Below are 16839 nucleotides of genomic sequence, written 5' to 3' on the forward strand. Positions count from 1 at the left end.
TCGGAAATGATGCAATGCACAATCACGCCTGTTCCGCATCGGGCGCGTGAAAAGACTGGCCTTCCGGCCGTCGCCCGACTAAGCCTCCGCAATGGCTGAGGGAACCGACATTTCCGTGGGACAAGAAAAATGCCGGATCGCGGCGGTTATCGTCGCCGCCGGCCGCGGTGAGCGGGCCGGACAGGCCGATGGCCCCAAGCAATACCGTCTCATCGGCGGCCGCGCCGTCATTGCCCACACGCTGGAAACGTTCCTCTCCCACCCTCAGGTGGACACGGTGGTCGTCGCCATCCACGCCGACGACGGTGAACTGCTGCGCAAGGCGGCGGAGGATTACCACGATCGCATCACCATCGTCATTGGTGGGCCGACGCGGCAGGAATCGGTGCGTCTCGGCCTTCTCGCCCTTCATGAGCAAGCACCCGCCAAGGTCTTGATTCACGACGCGGTGCGCCCGTTCTGCGATCTGGAACTGATCACCCGCACCATCGACACGATCACCGAGAAGCAGGGCGCCTTGCCCGCACTTCCCGTTGCCGACACGCTGAAGCGGGAAGCGTTCGGCGGCATGGTGGGCGAGACGGTGCCGCGCGCCGGCCTGCACGGGGCGCAAACACCGCAGGGCTTTCCCTATGGGCCGATCGTCGCGGCGCATGAACAGGCACATGCGCTCGGCCGCCACGACTTCACCGACGACGCGGCCATCGCCGAATGGGCGCGCCTGCCGGTCATGCTGGTGCCGGGCTCGCCGGACAATGTAAAGCTCACATGGGCAAGGGATATTTCAATGGCAGACCAAAGGCTTAAAGGCACCGGCTCAAGCTTTCCCGATGTGCGCACCGGAAATGGCTACGACGTGCACTCCTTCGAGGCCGGCGACCATGTGGTGCTCTGCGGCGTCTCCATCCCGCACAATCGCAAGCTGTCCGGCCATTCCGACGCCGATGTCGGTCTCCATGCCCTCACCGACGCCCTGTTGGCCACCTGCGGGGCCGGCGACATCGGCACGCATTTCCCACCCTCCGATCCCCAGTGGAAAGGCGCGGCCTCACGCCGGTTCGTGGAACATGCCGTGGCGCTGGTGCGCGCACGCGGCGGCCGCATCGCCAATGCCGACGTGACGCTGATCTGCGAAGCCCCCAAGGTCGGTCCGCATCGCGAGGCGATGGTGGCGGAACTATCATCCATGCTGGGCATTGCGGGTGAGCGCATCTCCATCAAGGCCACCACCAATGAGAAGCTGGGTTTTGTCGGCCGCGAGGAAGGCATCGCCGCGATCGCAACGGCCAGCGTCATCTATCCGGGGGAGGTTCCCGCATGACCGAGGCAGGTGTCGGAGAAGTCAAGCAGGCTGATGTCGGCGAACTGGCCGACCACTTCCTGAAGGCGTGCCAGCGCAGCGGCATACTGGCTGCCACCGCGGAGAGTTGCACCGGCGGCCTCATCATCGCCGCCATGACCGATATCCCGGGCTCCTCCTCCATGGTCGACCGCGGTTTCGTCACCTATTCCAACGAAGCCAAGATGGAGATGCTGGGCGTATCGGAACAGACGTTGCGCGACCATGGCGCGGTGTCGGCCGAAACGGCCGCCGAAATGGCTGAAGGCGCCCTCGCCCATTCGCGCGCCGGCATCGCGCTTGCCGTCACCGGCATCGCCGGGCCGGACGGCGGCAGCGCGGAAAAGCCGGTCGGGCTTGTGTGGTTCGGACTGGCGATGACGGATCGTCCCGTCCATGTCGAAAAGCGCATCTTCGACAATCACGGCCGCGACTTCATCCGCCGCGAGACGGTGAAGCATGCGCTGAACATGGGTCTCAAGGCGTTGGGGTAGAGCAATTCCGGTGGGGGTGGCACTGCCTGCCTTCTACTCCTTGCTATCCGTCATCCCGGCCAAGGGAGCGATAGCGACCGCGAGCCGGGATCCATTCCGTAACCTTCGAGGGTCTGGCATGGATTCCCTACACTCTCCATTCGCTTCTCTCATTTCGAGGCCGGGAATGACGGAAAGGTTTTATCCTCGTCATTCTCGACTTTGGAGCGACCGGCGAACCTTGAGGGCCGCAACCCTTCAGGCCGTCTCCGCCGAGCGCCCGTAAATCGCATCGGCGCGCTTTTCGAAGGCTTCCGCGAACATGCGGAAGGCACGGTCGAACATGGAGCCCATCACCGCGCTGAGCAGGCGGCTCTTGAATTCGTAATCGATGAAGAAGCGCACCAGGCAGCCGGCGCCGTCCGGCTCGAATATCCAGATATTGCTGAGGTATTTGAATGGACCGTCGATATATTTGACGTCGATCGCCCGCTCGGCCGGCTTCAACAGCACCTGCGTGGTGAACGTCTCGCGGATCGCCTTGTAGCCGACGCTCATCGAAGCCACGAGCAGCGTCTTGCCGTCGCGCTCGCGGCGTGACTGGACAGTCAGCGCCTCGCACAGCGGCAGGAATTCCGGATAACGCTCGACATCGGCCACGAGTGCAAACATCTCGTCAGGCGAATGGGCGACTTGGCGGGTGGCCTCGAACTTGGGCATGAAACGGAAAGCTTAGGCCGACTTCCGAAGCGCGGCTTCGCGGGCCGCCTTCAGCCGCGCGAAGTCCTCGCCGGCGTGGTGAGAGGAACGCGTCAGCGGGCTCGACGACACCAGAAGGAAGCCCTTGGTCTTGCCGACGGTTTCGTAGGATTTGAACTCCTCCGGCGTCACGAAACGCTTGACCGGGTGATGCTTGCGGCTCGGCTGGAGGTACTGGCCGATGGTCATGAAATCGACATTGGCGGTGCGCAGGTCGTCCATGAGCTGGAGCACTTCGTTGCGCTCCTCGCCGAGCCCCACCATGATGCCGGACTTGGTGAAAATGGATGGATCGAGTTCCTTCACCCGCTGCAACAGGCGGATGGAGTGGAAATAGCGCGCGCCGGGGCGCACCGTCAGATAGTTGGACGGCACGGTTTCCAGGTTGTGATTGAAGACGTCGGGCTTGGCGGCAACCACGATCTCCAGCGCATTGGCTCCATCCTTGCGCAGGAAGTCCGGCGTCAGGATCTCGATGGTCGTGGCGGGCGATGCGGCACGGATGGCATGGATCACATCGGCAAAATGCTGCGCCCCGCCATCCGGTAGGTCGTCGCGGTCTACCGAGGTGATGACGACATGCGTGAGCCCCATCTGGCGCACCGCATGGGCCACCCGCTCGGGCTCGTTTCCGTCGAGCGCGGTCGGGATGCCGGTGGCGACGTTGCAGAAGGCGCAGGCGCGCGTGCAGATCTCGCCCATGATCATGAAGGTGGCGTGCTTCTTGTCCCAGCATTCGCCGATATTGGGGCAGCCGGCCTCCTCGCACACCGTCACCAGCTTGTTCGACTTCACGATCTCGCGGGTTTCGGCATAACCCTTGGACACCGGCGCCTTGACGCGGATCCATTCCGGCTTGCGCAGAACCTCCTGGTCCGGGCGATGCGCCTTCTCGGGGTGCCTCACGCGCGGCGGATTTGCGATATTGTCGAGAATGGTGACCATGTCCGATCCAATTCTGTACCGGGGCGGAGAACGTCCGCGCCCACTGTCATCTAGGACGTTTTGCCGGAATAAGAAAGGCCATGGCGGAGGGTGCCGCCATGGCCTTGTCTGAACGCAGATCGGACGGAAGCGCTACTGGCGCACCATTCGTCCCACGAAAATGAGAATGCACGCGCCGATGAAGCCCGTGATTAGATAGGCCAGCCAGCCGACGCCGAAGGAGCCGATGTTCAGAGCCTGCAATATCGCGTTCAACACTATCGCGCCGACGATCCCCAGAACGATGTTCATGAGGACGCCCATGTTGCTTTTCATCACCATTTCGGCCAGCCAGCCGGCGACCCCGCCGACCACTATCGCCGCGATCCAGCCCACACCGTTGACGTCCATATGAATGGTCCTTCCGCAAAGGATTAGAATTCATATGCAACGTCTTGCCTCGCATCTTGTTCCACCGCCGGCCGGGGCATCGGGCTGAAAAGTGGCGTCCGCTTTTCGGCTCGTTCCGATGCCCTTCGAAGGCCGGCTCAGGCGTTCAACGCACGCCCATAGGCGTCGAGCACGCTTTCCTTCATCATCTCCGACAGGGTCGGATGCGGGAACACCGTGTGCATCAGCTCCTCCTCGGTGGTTTCGAGGTTCATCGCCACCACGAAGCCCTGGATGAGTTCGGTCACTTCCGCGCCGACCATGTGGGCGCCGAGCAGCTCGCCGGTCTTCTTGTCGAAGATGGTCTTGATCAGGCCCTGGTCCTCGCCCAGCGCGATGGCCTTGCCGTTGGCGGCGAACTGGAAACGGCCGACACGGATGTCGCGGCCTTCCGCCTTGGCCTTGGCTTCGGTGAGACCGACGGAAGCGACTTGCGGGCTGCAATAGGTGCAGCCGGGGATCTTCGACTTGTCGAGCGCATGCACGCCCGGCACGCCGGCGATCTTCTCCACGCAGATCACGCCTTCATGCTCGGCCTTGTGCGCCAGCATGGGCGGGCCGGCGACGTCGCCGATGGCGTAGATGCCCGGCACATTGGTGCGGCCATAGCCGTCCACCGCCACGCAGCCGCGGTCGGTCTTCACGCCGAGCGCTTCCAGCCCGAGATTCTCGATATTGCCGACCACGCCCACGGCCGAAATCATGCGGTCGGCGGTGATCTTCTCGACCTTGCCTTCCTTGGTCTCGACATGGGCGGTGATGGAGTTGGCGCCCTTCTCGACCTTGGCGACCTTGGCCTCGAGCAGGATCTTCATGCCCTGCTTTTCGAACTGCTTCTGGGCGAATTTGGAGATTTCGGCATCCTCGACGGGCATGACCTGCGGCAGCACCTCGACCACGGTCACCTCGGCACCCATGGCGCGATAGAACGAGGCGAACTCGATGCCGATGGCGCCGGAGCCCATGACCAGCAGCGATTTGGGCATTTCCTTCGGCACCATGGCCTCGAAATAACTCCAGATCAGCTTGCCGTCCGGCTCGATGCCGGGCAGCGCGCGCGGCCTCGCACCGGTGGCGACGATGATGTGCTTAGCCTGGTACGTGCCCTCGCCCTTGACGCCTTTTGGAACCGGCGGCTGCGGCTCCATGGGCTTCTTGGAGCTTTTTGACACCACGATCTCGCCGGCTTTTCCTTCAGCGGGAGCCTTGGAAAGCTTCGCTTCGCCCCAGATCACGTCGACCTTGTTCTTCTTCATGAGAAAGGCGACGCCGCCGTTCAGCCGGCGCGACACGCCGCGCGAGCGCTCCACCACGGCACCGATGTCGGCGCTGACCTTGCCGTCGATCTTCAAGCCATAAGCGCCGGGATTTTCGGCATAGTGCTTGATCTCGGCCGAGCGCAGCAGCGCCTTGGTGGGAATGCAGCCCCAGTTGAGGCAGATGCCGCCCAGATGCTCGCGCTCGACGATCGCCGTCTTGAGGCCGAGTTGCGCAGCGCGCACGGCCGTGACGTAACCGCCCGGACCGGAACCGATGATGATGACGTCGTAAGTGTCGGCCATGGATATCTGCCTTTCCTCAAGCAGCGCTGCGCGTCAGCAGCACCCAATCATGTTGCTTGCCGTTTTCGGAGAGCGGCACGGCCGGCCGCCGCATCACCTCCGAAAATCCGTTGGATTTGTAAAGTCCGAGCGCGGTTTCATTGTCGCTTTCGGTTATGAGGCTGACCGGCCTCTCCCCACCACGCGCGATCTCATGGGCAAGCAGCCACTTGCCCAGCCCCTTGCCGCGCTGGTGCCGATAGACGCCGAGGCTGTCGATGAACCAGTGGCCCGCAATCGTCTTCTGCAATTCCAGGATCGGCTCCACCACCGGATGCGGGGCCTTCTCATCCATGATGGACGGCTCGATCGGATGGCCGATGATCACACCGGCTATCTCGTCTCCGACCATCGCGACGCTTGCGTCCTTCCAGGCGGCCGCAAGCGTGTCGGAGCGCATGAAGCAACGGCCCTGCTCGAAGGCGGTTTCCTTGGTTCCGTCCAGAACCGCGCCATACCAGAACCACGAGGCGAAGCCGTGCGAGGAAATATCGACCAGTATGGCCAGTTCCGCCGCATCGCTTTTCTCGGCCGGCCGGATGATGGTGTCCTGCGACATGCTCAAAGCTCCAGCATGACGCGCACGACGGGCGCCAGCGCCTCGCCGAGCTTGCGCGTGTTCTCGGCATCGAGATGCACGCCGTCGAGAGGCGTCACGCCGGCAGCGGCGGAAGCGTCGAAAAAACCGCAGCCCGTTTCATCGGCTAGGTTTTCGTAGTAGCCGGCGAGTTCCCCCATGCCCTTTTCGCCCGGCGCGGCGACGGGAGGGGCCACAATGAGGATTTTCGGCTCGGGATGACCCAGCGGGTCGTCATGGCCGCGCACGATGCCGATCAGGCGGCGCATGCCCTGCCGGGCCGCGAAAGGCTGGCCATGGATCCACGGCTTCATGTCGTTGGTGCCAAGCAGGAAGATCACCAGATCGAGCGGCGCATGCGAAGACAGCACCGTCGGGAGGAAGCGGGCGCCGTTGCGATCGGCGCCGGCCAGATGATCGTCGAACGCGGTGGTGCGTCCGTTCAGCCCCTCGGCGACGACATGAACGCCCTCGCCGAGTTCCCGTTGCAGGACGGTCGGCCAACGGTCCTCCAGTGCGTGGCGCGACGGACCTTCGACATTGTAGCCCCAGGTCAGCGAGTCGCCATAGCAGAGGACCGTCCGCATGCGTTGCTACACCACCAGGCTCATCGGGTTTTCGATGAGGCGCTTGAAGGCGCCGACGAGTTCGGCGCCGAGCGCCCCGTCCACCGCCCGGTGGTCGGTCGACAAGGTCACCGACATCACCGTCGCGACCTTGACCTCGCCACCCTTCACCACCGCCCGCTGCTCGCCCGCGCCGATCGCCAGGATCGTCGCATGCGGCGGGTTGATGACGGCGGCGAAGTCCTTGATGCCGAACATGCCCAGGTTCGACACCGCCGTGGTGCCGCCCTGATACTCTTCCGGCTTCAGCTTGCGGGTCCGCGCCCGCGCCGCCAGGTCCTTCATCTCGTTGGAGATCGACGACAGGCTCTTTTCCTCCGCCTTGCGCACGATCGGCGTGATCAGCCCGCCGGGGATGGAGACGGCCACGCCGACATCGGCATGCCGGTGCTTGACCATCGCGCCCTCGGTCCACGACACGTTGGCGTCGGGCACCTCCTTGAGCGCCAGCGCCAGCGCCTTGATGATCAGGTCGTTGACGGAGAGCTTGTAGGCCGGCTCCTCGCCCTTTTCGGTCTTCTTCACCGGGGCGGCGTCGTTGAGCTGCTTGCGCAGCGCAAACAAAGCATCCAGCTCGCAGTCCAAGGTGAGGTAGAAGTGCGGCACGGTCGACTTCGCCTCGACCAGACGCCTTGCTATGGTCCTGCGCATATTGTCGTGCGGGATCAACTCGTAGGAGCCTTCCTCGAACAGCTTGAGCACCGCCTCGTCCGACATCGGCTTGACCGCCGGCGCGGCTGCGGCAGGCGCGCCGGCTTCCGCAGCCGGAGCGGCCGCCTTGGCCCCGCCGCCGGCAATCGCCGCCTCGACATCGGCCTTCACCACCCGCCCCTGCGGACCCGAGCCCGAAATCCCGGAAAGGTCGAGGCCGGCATCCTTGGCGATGCGGCGGGCCAGGGGCGAAGCGAACACGCGATCCGTCTCCTTGGCCGCGGCCTTCGCCTCCGGCCTAGCGGGCGCGGAAGCCGCCGCCTTGGGTTCTTCGGCCGGCGCGGGCGCGCTTTCGGTCTTGGCCGCTTCCGCCTTCGGTGCATCGGCCTTGGCCGGCGCACCGCCGGCGGCCTTGGCGGCCGCTTGCGCATCCTCGCCGTCTTCGGCCAGAACGGCGATCAGTGCATTGACCTTCACGCCTTCGGTTCCGGCAGGCACCACGAGCTTGGCCACGGTGCCCTCATCGACCGCCTCGACCTCCATGGTCGCCTTGTCGGTCTCGATCTCGGCGATCACGTCGCCGGGTGAGACCTTGTCGCCTTCCTTGACCAGCCACTTGGACAGGTTGCCCTCTTCCATCGTCGGGGAGAGCGCCGGCATGGTGATGTTGATCGGCATATCGTCCTCCCTCGCGCCTTACCGGTAGGTGACGGCTTTGACCGCCTCAACGACCTCATCGACGTTCGGCAAGGCCAGCTTTTCGAGATTGGCCGCATAGGGCATGGGCACATCCTTGCCCGCGACGGTGATGACCGGCGCGTCGAGGAAATCGAAAGCCTGGCGCGACACCTGATTGGCGATGAAATCGCCGACCGAGGACTGCGGATAGCCTTCCTCCACCGTCACCAGCCTGTTGGTCTTCCTGACCGATGCGATGACGGTATCGAGGTCCATCGGCCGGATGGTCCTGAGGTCGATGATCTCGGCATCTATGCCCATCTTGGCGAGTTCCGCCTCGGCCTTGATCGCATAGGTCATGCCGATGCCCCACGAGACGATGGTGACGTCCTTGCCGACCTTGTGGATGCGCGCCTTGCCGATCGGCAGCACGAAATCATCCAGCTTCGGCACATCGAAATGCTGACCGTAGAGGATTTCATTCTCGAGGAAAATGACCGGGTTGGGGTCGCGGATCGCCGCCTTGAGCAGACCCTTGGCGTCGGCCGCCGTGTAGGGCTGGATGACCCTGAGGCCGGGAATATGGCTGTACCAGGCGGCATAGTCCTGGCTGTGCTGGGCTGCGACGCGGGCCGCGGCACCGTTCGGGCCGCGGAAGACGATCGGCGCGCCCATCTGGCCGCCCGACATGTAGAGCGTCTTGGCCGCCGAATTGACGATCTGGTCGATCGCCTGCATGGCGAAGTTGAAGGTCATGAACTCAACGATCGGCTTGAGGCCCGCGAAAGCGGCGCCGACGCCGACGCCGGCGAAGCCGTGCTCGGTGATCGGGGTGTCGACCACGCGGCGGTCGCCGAACTCCTGCAACAGCCCCTGCGTGACCTTGTAGGCGCCCTGATATTCCGCGACCTCCTCGCCCATGACGAAGACGTCCGCGTCGCGGCGCATCTCCTCGGCCATGGCATCCCGCAATGCCTCGCGCACCGTCATCGACACCATCTCGGTGCCGGCCGGGATATCGGGATCGGCGGCGACTTCGACCTTGGGCGCGGCGGCGACCGGGGCCGGCTTCGCGGCTTCCGGCTCAGACTTCTCTTCGGCCTTCGGCGCCTCGGCCTTGGCAGGAGCGGCCGCATTGCCGATATCGCCGGCGCTTTCGCCATCCTGCAACAGCACCGCGATCGGCGTGTTGACCTTGACGCCCTCGGCGCCGGCCGGGACCAGGATCTTGCCCAGCGTGCCTTCGTCGACTGCCTCGACCTCCATGGTCGCCTTGTCGGTCTCGATCTCGGCGATCACGTCGCCGGCGACGACCTGGTCACCCTCGTTCTTCAACCATTTGGACAGATTGCCCTCTTCCATCGTCGGCGAGAGAGCTGGCATGAGAATTTCGATCGGCATGTGCCCCCTCCCTTAAAGGACGATGTCCGTCCAGAGCTCGGACGCATCCGGCTCGGGATCGTTCTGTGCGAATTCGGCGGCGTCGGCGACGATGTCGCGCACCTCCTTGTCGATAAGCTTCAACTCGTCCTCGCTCGCCCACTTCTTGGCGAGGAGACGCGCCTTCACCTGCTCGATCGGGTCATGCTCAGAGCGCATCTTCTGCACTTCTTCCTTCGAGCGGTACTTGGCCGGATCGGACATGGAGTGGCCGCGATAACGGTAGGTGTTCATCTCCAGGATGATCGGGCCGTTGCCGTTGCGGCACCATTCCACCGCCATGTCGGAGGCGGACTTGACCGCGCGCACATCCATGCCGTCGACCTTGACGCCGGGGATCTTGAAGGAGGCGCCGCGTTGCGAGAAGTCGGTCTCGGCCGAGGAGCGCGTCACCGACGTGCCCATGGCGTAGCGATTGTTCTCGATGATGTAGACCACCGGCAGCTTCCACAGCGAGGCCATGTTGAAGCTCTCGTAGACCTGGCCCTGGTTGGAGGCGCCGTCGCCGAAGAAGGTCAGCGACACGTTCTTGTTGCCGCGATAGCGGTTGGCGAAGGCAAGGCCGGTGCCGAGCGGCACCTGCGCGCCGACGATGCCGTGGCCGCCATAGAACTGCTTCTCCTTGGAGAACATGTGCATGGAGCCGCCCTTGCCCTTGGAGTAGCCGCCCTGGCGTCCGGTCAATTCGGCCATCACCCCGCGCGGCGACATCTCCATGGCCAGCATATGGCCGTGGTCGCGATAGGCGGTGATCATCTGGTCACCCTCGATCAGCGCCATCTTCATGCCGGTGACGACGGCTTCCTGACCGATATAGAGGTGGCAGAAGCCGCCGATGAAGCCCATGCCGTAAAGCTGGCCGGCCTTCTCCTCGAAACGCCGGATGAGCAGCATCTCGCGATAAGCGGAGAGTTCCTGTTCCTTGCTGAATTCCGCCGGCTTGGGCGCGGCTATGGTCGGCGACTTGCTGTCGCCCTTCGATCTGGCAGGCGCTTTTCTGGCTGCGGTGGCCATATACTTCTCCCTAAGGGCGTCTCTTGTCGGACTTGCGGGAGATTTCCTCCCCACTGATAGAGCGGGAAGCTATCATGCATATCTGCATTTCGCCATGTAGAAAATGCATGGCTGACATGCAGCTAAGCATTTATATTCATTGAAATTTATAGTGATTAACCCAAATTCGGTTAACTGGCTTTTCAGCGCAGCATGATGATCACTTCGTCCGGGTTGGACAGATTCAGCGCCTTGCGCGCCAGTTCGTCCAGCATGTCTTTTTCCAAGGTCCCATCATGCAACAGGCGCACCCGCTTCTCAAGCTCCGCGCGCTCGGCCTGCAACTTGCCGAGTTGAGCCTGCAGGCGCGCGGTCTGCTCCTCCATGCGCTCGCGAGAATTGATGCCGTACTGGCCGTGATAGGCATGGAAGCCGAAATAGGCGACAAAGGCCGCGCACAGGACGGGAATGATCAGCCGTCCGGTCTTTCTCTGCTTGTACTGACGCGTCCACATGGTTCGGCTCAAGGTCCCTTTCACCTTCTTGTCGCCGATTGTGCTTAATGGACGGTTACGCCGCGTGCCCGCAGCACATACGGGCAATGAAAAAGGGCGGGTTGCCCCGCCCTTTTCGATCCGTCGCTATGGAAGTGTGTCTGGCTCAGCCCTTGAGGATCGAGCTGCCGGCGTAACGCGCCTGACGGCCGAGTTCTTCCTCGATGCGGATGAGCTGGTTGTACTTGGCCGTACGGTCGGAGCGCGCCAGCGAGCCGGTCTTGATCTGCCCGCAATTGGTCGCCACGGCGAGGTCGGCGATGGTGGAATCCTCGGTCTCGCCCGAGCGGTGCGACATGACCGCGGTGTAAGCCGCCTTGTGCGCCGTCTCGACCGCGTCCAGCGTCTCGGACAGCGAGCCGATCTGGTTGACCTTGACCAGGATCGAGTTGGCGACGCCCATGCGGATGCCGTCGCGCAGGCGCGCCGAATTGGTCACGAACAGATCGTCGCCGACGAGCTGCACCTTCTTGCCGATCAGGTCGGTCAGATACTTCCAGCCTTCCCAGTCGTCCTCGGCCATGCCGTCCTCGATCGAGATGATCGGGTAGTCGGCCGCCAGCTTGGCCAGGTACTTGGCCTGCGCCTTGGGATCGCGGGTCTTCTTCTCGCCCTCGTAGACGTAGTTGCCGTCCTTGAAGAACTCGGTTGAGGCGCAGTCGAGCGCCAACGCCATTTCCTCGCCGGGCTTGAAGCCGGCCTTCTCGATGGAGGCCATGACGAAGTCCAGCGCGGCCTGGGCGCTCTTCAGGTTCGGCGCGAAGCCGCCCTCGTCGCCGACATTCGTGTTGTGGCCGGCTTCCTTGAGGCCCTTCTTGAGCGTGTGGAAAACTTCCGAACCCCAGCGCACCGCCTCGCGGACGGACGAGGCGCCGATCGGCATGATCATGAATTCCTGGAAATCGATCGGGTTGTCGGCATGGGCGCCGCCATTGATGATGTTCATCATCGGCACCGGCAGCACATGCGCCTGCGCACCGCCGACATAGCGGTAGAGCGGCAGGCCGGCGGACTCGGCCGCGGCCTTGGCAACGGCGAGCGACACGCCGAGAATGGCGTTGGCGCCGAGGCGGCCCTTGTTCGGCGTGCCGTCCAGCTCGATCATGGTGCGGTCGATGTGGATCTGGTCCTCGGCCTCCAGTCCGCCGATGGCCTCGAACAATTCGCCGTTGACGGCCTCGACCGCCTTCTCGACGCCCTTGCCGAGATAGCGCGGCCCGCCGTCGCGCAGCTCGACGGCCTCATGCGCGCCGGTGGAGGCTCCGGAAGGCACGGCGGCGCGGCCCATGGAGCCGTCTTCGAGCACGACATCGACTTCGACGGTCGGGTTGCCCCGGCTATCGAGAATCTCGCGGCCTACGACGTCGACAATAGCGGTCATTCGAAATCCCCGTTCCGGCTGTTGAAAAGATGGGCCACGTCATAGCCAATGAGGAGGCCAAAAGGCAATCGCTTCCTGAAGGACTGCCCGCCGCTTTCGGGCGAAACAGTTCAACCCTTGGCGATGCTGTCGAACGCCATCAGCTTTTCGAGAAGCGGCGGCAGGTCCTTCAACGGCACCATGTTCGGGCCGTCGGAAGGCGCATTGTCGGGGTCCTGATGGGTCTCGATGAACACGCCGGCGACGCCCACGGCCACCGCCGCGCGCGCCAGCGTTTCCACGAAACGCCGCTCGCCGCCGGAGGAACCGCCCTGCCCGCCGGGCTGCTGCACCGAATGGGTGGCATCGAAGATCACCGGCGCGCCGAGTTCCGCCATGATCGGCAGGGCGCGCATGTCCGACACCAAAGTGTTGTAGCCGAAGGAGGCGCCGCGTTCCGTCACCAGCACGTTGGGATTGCCGGAGGCCACGATCTTGGCCACCACGTTCTTCATGTCCCAGGGCGCGAGGAACTGGCCCTTCTTGACGTTCACCACCTTGCCGGTGCGCGCCGCCGCGATCAGCAGGTCGGTCTGGCGGCTGAGGAAGGCCGGGATTTGCAGGATATCGACATGCGGCGCGACGATGGCGCATTGCTCCTCGGTGTGGATGTCGGTCAGCACCGGCAGGCCGAATTCCTTGCGGATGTCGTCGAAGATCGGCAGCGCGGCTTCCAGCCCCGCCCCGCGCTTGCCCGAAAGCGAGGTGCGGTTGGCCTTGTCGTAGCTCGTCTTGTAGACGAGGCCGATGCCGAGCTTTCCGGTCATTTCCTTGAGCGCGCCGGCCATGTCGAAGGCATGCTGCCGCGTCTCCAACTGGCAGGGGCCGGCAATCAGCGCCAGCGGCGCGCGATTGTCGAAGGTGACGGCTCCGGCTTTCACCGCGGCGTTTGGCGTGCTCATGAATGCTCCTCGAAAATAAAGGCTGCGCCCTGTCCCGGCGCGGCTGCAACGACGATGCGATTGCCCCGCATGTCGTGATCGACATTGGCCGACGCAAGGTGCGTCCACAGGAAGGTGATGTCGCGCACCGAAAACACCACGGCGGCAAAGGCAAGGCTGCCGTGCGGATCGCATGGCAGGCCGAAACGCTGGCTATAGCGATCGGGCGTCAGTGTGGCGATACGGGCATTCGGCAGTTCCAGAATGCCGCTGCCGTTAGCCGCCGAACCATCCGCATCGGCGGCAACGCGCAGGAAGTCCGCCATCCCGGCCGGGTCGGCGCTCACCGCGACGATTTCCGCGATCCCCGTTGCGCCATTGGCATGAGCCTGAAGGGCCGAGCGATCGACACGCGGCGCATTGACCCGCTGGCAGGCAAAGACGAAGGTGCCGCGCATCCCGGGCTCCGCCGCGAAGGCAAGCCGAAAGGAAGCGATGTCGCTTTTGCCGGACGCATCGACGAAGGGTCGGGAAAAATCCAGTCGGTCGCCCGCCGAAATACCCGACTCGACATAGCGGCGGTGATCGTCGTCCGCGTCCTCGCTGCCGAAGACGACGGCGGAAAACCCCTCAGGGCCGAAACTCTCGCGATAGAAGCGGTCGCGCGCGACGAAGACGTTGCCGGTCTTCGCTGCCGCAGCAGCGGCGGCTTCATCCGCCACGGCCAGCGACTCGATGAAAGTGCCGCCCTCGAAATAGACGCAGCAATTCTCGGTGCCGAAGGGGTGCACGCCGCGCGGCGCCACGGTGAAGCCCAGACGGCCCAGCCGCTCGCGCGCGATCTCCAGATCGGCGGTCGGTAGAACGAGGTGATCGAGAGGGCGAGCCATTCCCGGCGGTGTGCCTCATTCCGGCGCGCCGTTCAAGCCGGCACGCGCCACGACCCCGTGGAACCTGCCGGAATGTTCAGGCCGCGCGGGCCTGTTCCAGCACTTCCTGATAGGTATCGAGATCGACATAGAAGACGCGGATGATCTCCCTGATCAGCTCGTCGTCCTGATATCCCTGCGATTTCAAGATATTGATAGCTGTGAGTATATCGAACCGGTCCGTCAGCCGGCGTTTCTGATAATCCTCGACAAAACGATCCATCCCTTTTCCCCTGCCCGTTTGTCCAACCCCATGAACAACTCCCAGACACGGAACGAATCCTAGGCAGACTTGCTTGCGCGGAACTTGCAGGCGCCTGAAACGCCTCCCCCCAATCCATTCCCGGTTGACGCGGAAAACCAGCCGACTCACAGTGGCTGGAAAAAGGATAGCATGCATTCGCCGACACGCCACAGTTGCACCGAATGGCGCGATTGGCCTTGCGCGGCAGCGCTGCTATCGAAGGGAGGAACAGTCGGAAAAGGCAATGAAGATCTTTTTGCCGCTTGCAACCAGCCTCGCAATGGCCTGCGCGATCGCCTCGCCGGCAGACGCCGTCGAGCGATTGCCGGACGGCGTCTATCATTGCGAGGTCTATCTGCTCGGGCAGTTCCTCAGCCTCGGCGACATCACCATCAAGGGCGACGTCTATACCGGGCCGAGCTATTTTCCGGTCCCACAGCAGGGCTACAACTACCAGATCGAGCCGAACGATGAGATTTCCTGGCTCGGCCCGCTTGGCGGCTTCACGTCGGGCGGCAACAGCATTTCGCTGACGCAGGTGACCTCGCGGGACCCGCGCAGCGCCTCCTTCGACATCATCATGCGCCAGCCGGACGGCGCCTTCACTGCCTCCACCTGCACGATCCGCTGAGCAAAAAGAGACCCGGAACCTTGGGGTGTCCGGGTCAATCGGCGGGAGGGTTTTTCAGATGTTGTTCGCCGCCATCTCCTGGGCAATGTAGTCGGCCTGCCGGATCGCCAGCGTCACGATGGTCAGCGTCGGGTTCTCCGCGCCGCCGGTGGTGAACTGACTGCCGTCCGAAACGAACAGGTTCTTGATGTCGTGGGTCTGCCCATGCTTGTTCACCACGCCGTCGGATGCCTTCTCGCTCATGCGGTTGGTGCCGAGATTGTGGGTCGAGGGATAAGGCGGCGTCGGCATGATGCGCGTCGCGCCGACGGCATCGTAGATCGCCGCGCCCTGCCGGAACGCATGATTGCGCATGGCGATGTCGTTCGCATGATCGGTGAACCACACATCCGCCACCGGCATGCCGTGCTGGTCCTTGAGCGTGGGATGCAGCTTGATGGCGTTCTGCTCCTGCGGCATGTCCTCGCCGACGATCCACATGCCGGCGATATGGTCGTAATGGTCGAGCGCCGTGGTGAAACCGCGGCCCCAGCCGCCCGGATTCAGGAAGGCCGCCATGAACGGAATGCCGAGCGCCAGCGTCTCCAGCTCATAGCCGCCGACGAAACCGCGCGAGGGATCGTGGCGCGCCTCATCGCGGACGATGCCGGCCATGGTCGTGCCACGGTAGAAATGCACCGGCTTGTCGAAGATGGCATAGACCGAGCCGGTGGTGTGGCGCATGTAGTTCTTGCCGACCTGCCCAGATGAATTCGCCAGACCGTCCGGGAATTTCGCGGAGGCCGAGTTCAGCAACAGGCGCGGGCTTTCGATGGAGTTGCCGGCCACGCACACGATGCGCGCCTTCTGCTCCTGCAACTTGCCGTCCTTGTCGGCGTAGACGACGCCGGTGACCTTGCCGCTGTCGTCATGCTCGATCTTCACCACATGGCTGTTCGGGCGCACCTCCAGCTTGCCCGTCGCCTCGCCCTTGGGGATTTCGGTGTAGAGCGTCGACCATTTCGCACCCCATTTGCAGCCCTGGAAGCAGAACCCGGTCTGCTGGCAGGCCATGCGGTCGTCGCGGTCGGCCGAATTGATGGCCATGTTGCCGGTATGGCATTCCTTGTAGCCCAGCTTGTCGGCGCCGGCCTTCATGATCTTGAAATTGTTGTTGCCCGGCAGGCCTTCGATGCCGTGGGTGCGGGTCACCCCCATCTTGTCCTCGGCCTTGTCGTAATAGGGCTCCAACTCGGCAAGCGTCAGCGGCCAGTCGAGAAGGTTGGCGCCTTCCACCTTGCCGTAATGGGTCAGCGTCTTGAACTCATGCTCCTGAAAGCGCAGCGAGGCTCCGGCCCAGTGGGTGGTGGTGCCGCCCACCGCCTTGACGATCCACGCCGGCAGGCCGGGAAAATCCTTCGCCACCCGCCAGCCGCCCGATGCGGTGCGCGGATCGCCCCATGAGAGCTGGGCGAAGCTGTCCCATTCGTCGTTGATGAAATCCTCGTATTCGATGCGGCTGCCGGCTTCCAGGATGACGACGTCGACGCCCTTCTGTGCCAGTTCGTTGCCCAGCGTTCCGCCGCCGGCGCCCGAGCCGATGATGACGACCACGCTGTCGTCGTTGAGATCATAAGGTGCTGCCATGGTTTCCTCCCATGTATCCGTATTCGAGCTTCAGGGACCGGAG

18 protein-coding genes are annotated in these 16839 nt (G+C 63.7%); 3 read left to right on the top strand and 15 right to left on the bottom strand.

All coding sequences use genetic code 11. The features are described 5' to 3' along the window. The first annotated feature begins 91 nt into the window (after positions 1 to 91). Both ACVCNR_RS02150 and ACVCNR_RS02155 read left to right on the top strand, forming a co-directional pair. Positions 92 to 1321, top strand: coding sequence for a bifunctional 2-C-methyl-D-erythritol 4-phosphate cytidylyltransferase/2-C-methyl-D-erythritol 2,4-cyclodiphosphate synthase (locus tag ACVCNR_RS02150; protein WP_354192329.1), 1230 nt, complete (start codon positions 92 to 94; stop codon positions 1319 to 1321). Continuing rightward, positions 1318 to 1833, top strand: coding sequence for a CinA family protein (locus tag ACVCNR_RS02155; RefSeq protein WP_354192328.1), 516 nt, complete (start codon positions 1318 to 1320; stop codon positions 1831 to 1833). Before ACVCNR_RS02150 ends, ACVCNR_RS02155 begins: the two co-directional genes overlap by 4 nt. Positions 1834 to 2070: 237 nt before the next feature. On the opposite strand, the gene ACVCNR_RS02160 is transcribed toward ACVCNR_RS02155, so the two are convergent. The 14 genes from ACVCNR_RS02160 to ACVCNR_RS02225 form a co-directional block, all read right to left on the bottom strand. Beyond that, positions 2071 to 2532 carry a type II toxin-antitoxin system RatA family toxin gene (locus ACVCNR_RS02160; protein ID WP_354192327.1) on the bottom strand — a complete coding sequence of 154 codons (462 nt, stop codon included), beginning with the start codon at positions 2530 to 2532 and terminating at the stop codon, positions 2071 to 2073. A 12-nt stretch (positions 2533 to 2544) separates the two neighbouring features. After that, positions 2545 to 3516, bottom strand: coding sequence for a lipoyl synthase (lipA, locus tag ACVCNR_RS02165; protein ID WP_354192326.1), 972 nt, complete (start codon positions 3514 to 3516; stop codon positions 2545 to 2547). A gap of 132 nt (positions 3517 to 3648) precedes the next feature. After that, the gene (locus tag ACVCNR_RS02170; protein WP_354192325.1) at positions 3649 to 3906 is read right to left on the bottom strand and encodes a GlsB/YeaQ/YmgE family stress response membrane protein; all 258 of its coding nucleotides are present in this window, start codon (positions 3904 to 3906) and stop codon (positions 3649 to 3651) included. 137 nt (positions 3907 to 4043) lie between these two features. Further along, the gene (lpdA, locus tag ACVCNR_RS02175; protein ID WP_447073671.1) at positions 4044 to 5507 is read right to left on the bottom strand and encodes a dihydrolipoyl dehydrogenase; all 1464 of its coding nucleotides are present in this window, start codon (positions 5505 to 5507) and stop codon (positions 4044 to 4046) included. Positions 5508 to 5523: 16 nt separating this feature from the next. Further along, positions 5524 to 6105, bottom strand: a complete 582-nt coding sequence (locus ACVCNR_RS02180; RefSeq protein ID WP_447073673.1) for a GNAT family N-acetyltransferase — start codon at positions 6103 to 6105, stop codon at positions 5524 to 5526. Between the two features lie 2 nt (positions 6106 to 6107). Beyond that, the gene (locus ACVCNR_RS02185; protein WP_354192322.1) at positions 6108 to 6710 is read right to left on the bottom strand and encodes an SGNH/GDSL hydrolase family protein; all 603 of its coding nucleotides are present in this window, start codon (positions 6708 to 6710) and stop codon (positions 6108 to 6110) included. 6 nt (positions 6711 to 6716) lie between these two features. Beyond that, positions 6717 to 8078 carry a pyruvate dehydrogenase complex dihydrolipoamide acetyltransferase gene (locus ACVCNR_RS02190; RefSeq protein WP_447073674.1) on the bottom strand — a complete coding sequence of 454 codons (1362 nt, stop codon included), beginning with the start codon at positions 8076 to 8078 and terminating at the stop codon, positions 6717 to 6719. Positions 8079 to 8096: 18 nt separating this feature from the next. Further along, positions 8097 to 9479 (bottom strand): pyruvate dehydrogenase complex E1 component subunit beta, encoded by a 1383-nt coding sequence (locus ACVCNR_RS02195; RefSeq protein WP_447073676.1) that lies wholly within the window; start codon positions 9477 to 9479, stop codon positions 8097 to 8099. A 12-nt stretch (positions 9480 to 9491) separates the two neighbouring features. Further along, positions 9492 to 10532 (bottom strand): pyruvate dehydrogenase (acetyl-transferring) E1 component subunit alpha, encoded by a 1041-nt coding sequence (pdhA, locus tag ACVCNR_RS02200; RefSeq protein ID WP_354192319.1) that lies wholly within the window; start codon positions 10530 to 10532, stop codon positions 9492 to 9494. Positions 10533 to 10714: 182 nt separating this feature from the next. Continuing rightward, a complete protein-coding gene (locus tag ACVCNR_RS02205; protein ID WP_354192455.1) occupies positions 10715 to 11026 on the bottom strand; it encodes an FtsB family cell division protein in 312 nt (103 codons plus the stop codon). 145 nt (positions 11027 to 11171) lie between these two features. After that, positions 11172 to 12446, bottom strand: a complete 1275-nt coding sequence (eno, locus tag ACVCNR_RS02210) for a phosphopyruvate hydratase (RefSeq protein ID WP_447073677.1) — start codon at positions 12444 to 12446, stop codon at positions 11172 to 11174. Positions 12447 to 12556: 110 nt separating this feature from the next. After that, on the bottom strand, positions 12557 to 13387 hold the full coding sequence (gene kdsA, locus ACVCNR_RS02215) for a 3-deoxy-8-phosphooctulonate synthase (RefSeq protein ID WP_354192317.1): 831 nt from the start codon (positions 13385 to 13387) through the stop codon (positions 12557 to 12559). Then, on the bottom strand, positions 13384 to 14256 hold the full coding sequence (locus ACVCNR_RS02220; RefSeq protein WP_447073678.1) for a VOC family protein: 873 nt from the start codon (positions 14254 to 14256) through the stop codon (positions 13384 to 13386). The genes kdsA and ACVCNR_RS02220 overlap by 4 nt, the downstream gene beginning before the upstream one ends. A gap of 76 nt (positions 14257 to 14332) precedes the next feature. Further along, positions 14333 to 14518, bottom strand: a complete 186-nt coding sequence (locus tag ACVCNR_RS02225; RefSeq protein WP_354192313.1) for a hypothetical protein — start codon at positions 14516 to 14518, stop codon at positions 14333 to 14335. A 265-nt stretch (positions 14519 to 14783) separates the two neighbouring features. On the opposite strand from ACVCNR_RS02225, the gene ACVCNR_RS02230 reads away from it, so the two are divergent. Next, on the top strand, positions 14784 to 15170 hold the full coding sequence (locus ACVCNR_RS02230) for a hypothetical protein (RefSeq protein WP_447073679.1): 387 nt from the start codon (positions 14784 to 14786) through the stop codon (positions 15168 to 15170). Between the two features lie 54 nt (positions 15171 to 15224). Here the strand turns inward: ACVCNR_RS02230 and ACVCNR_RS02235 are convergent, their stop codons facing one another. After that, positions 15225 to 16796 (bottom strand): GMC family oxidoreductase, encoded by a 1572-nt coding sequence (locus tag ACVCNR_RS02235; protein ID WP_447073680.1) that lies wholly within the window; start codon positions 16794 to 16796, stop codon positions 15225 to 15227. Positions 16797 to 16839 lie beyond the last annotated feature (43 nt).

It is taken from the genome of Aquamicrobium terrae, from assembly GCF_052978165.1.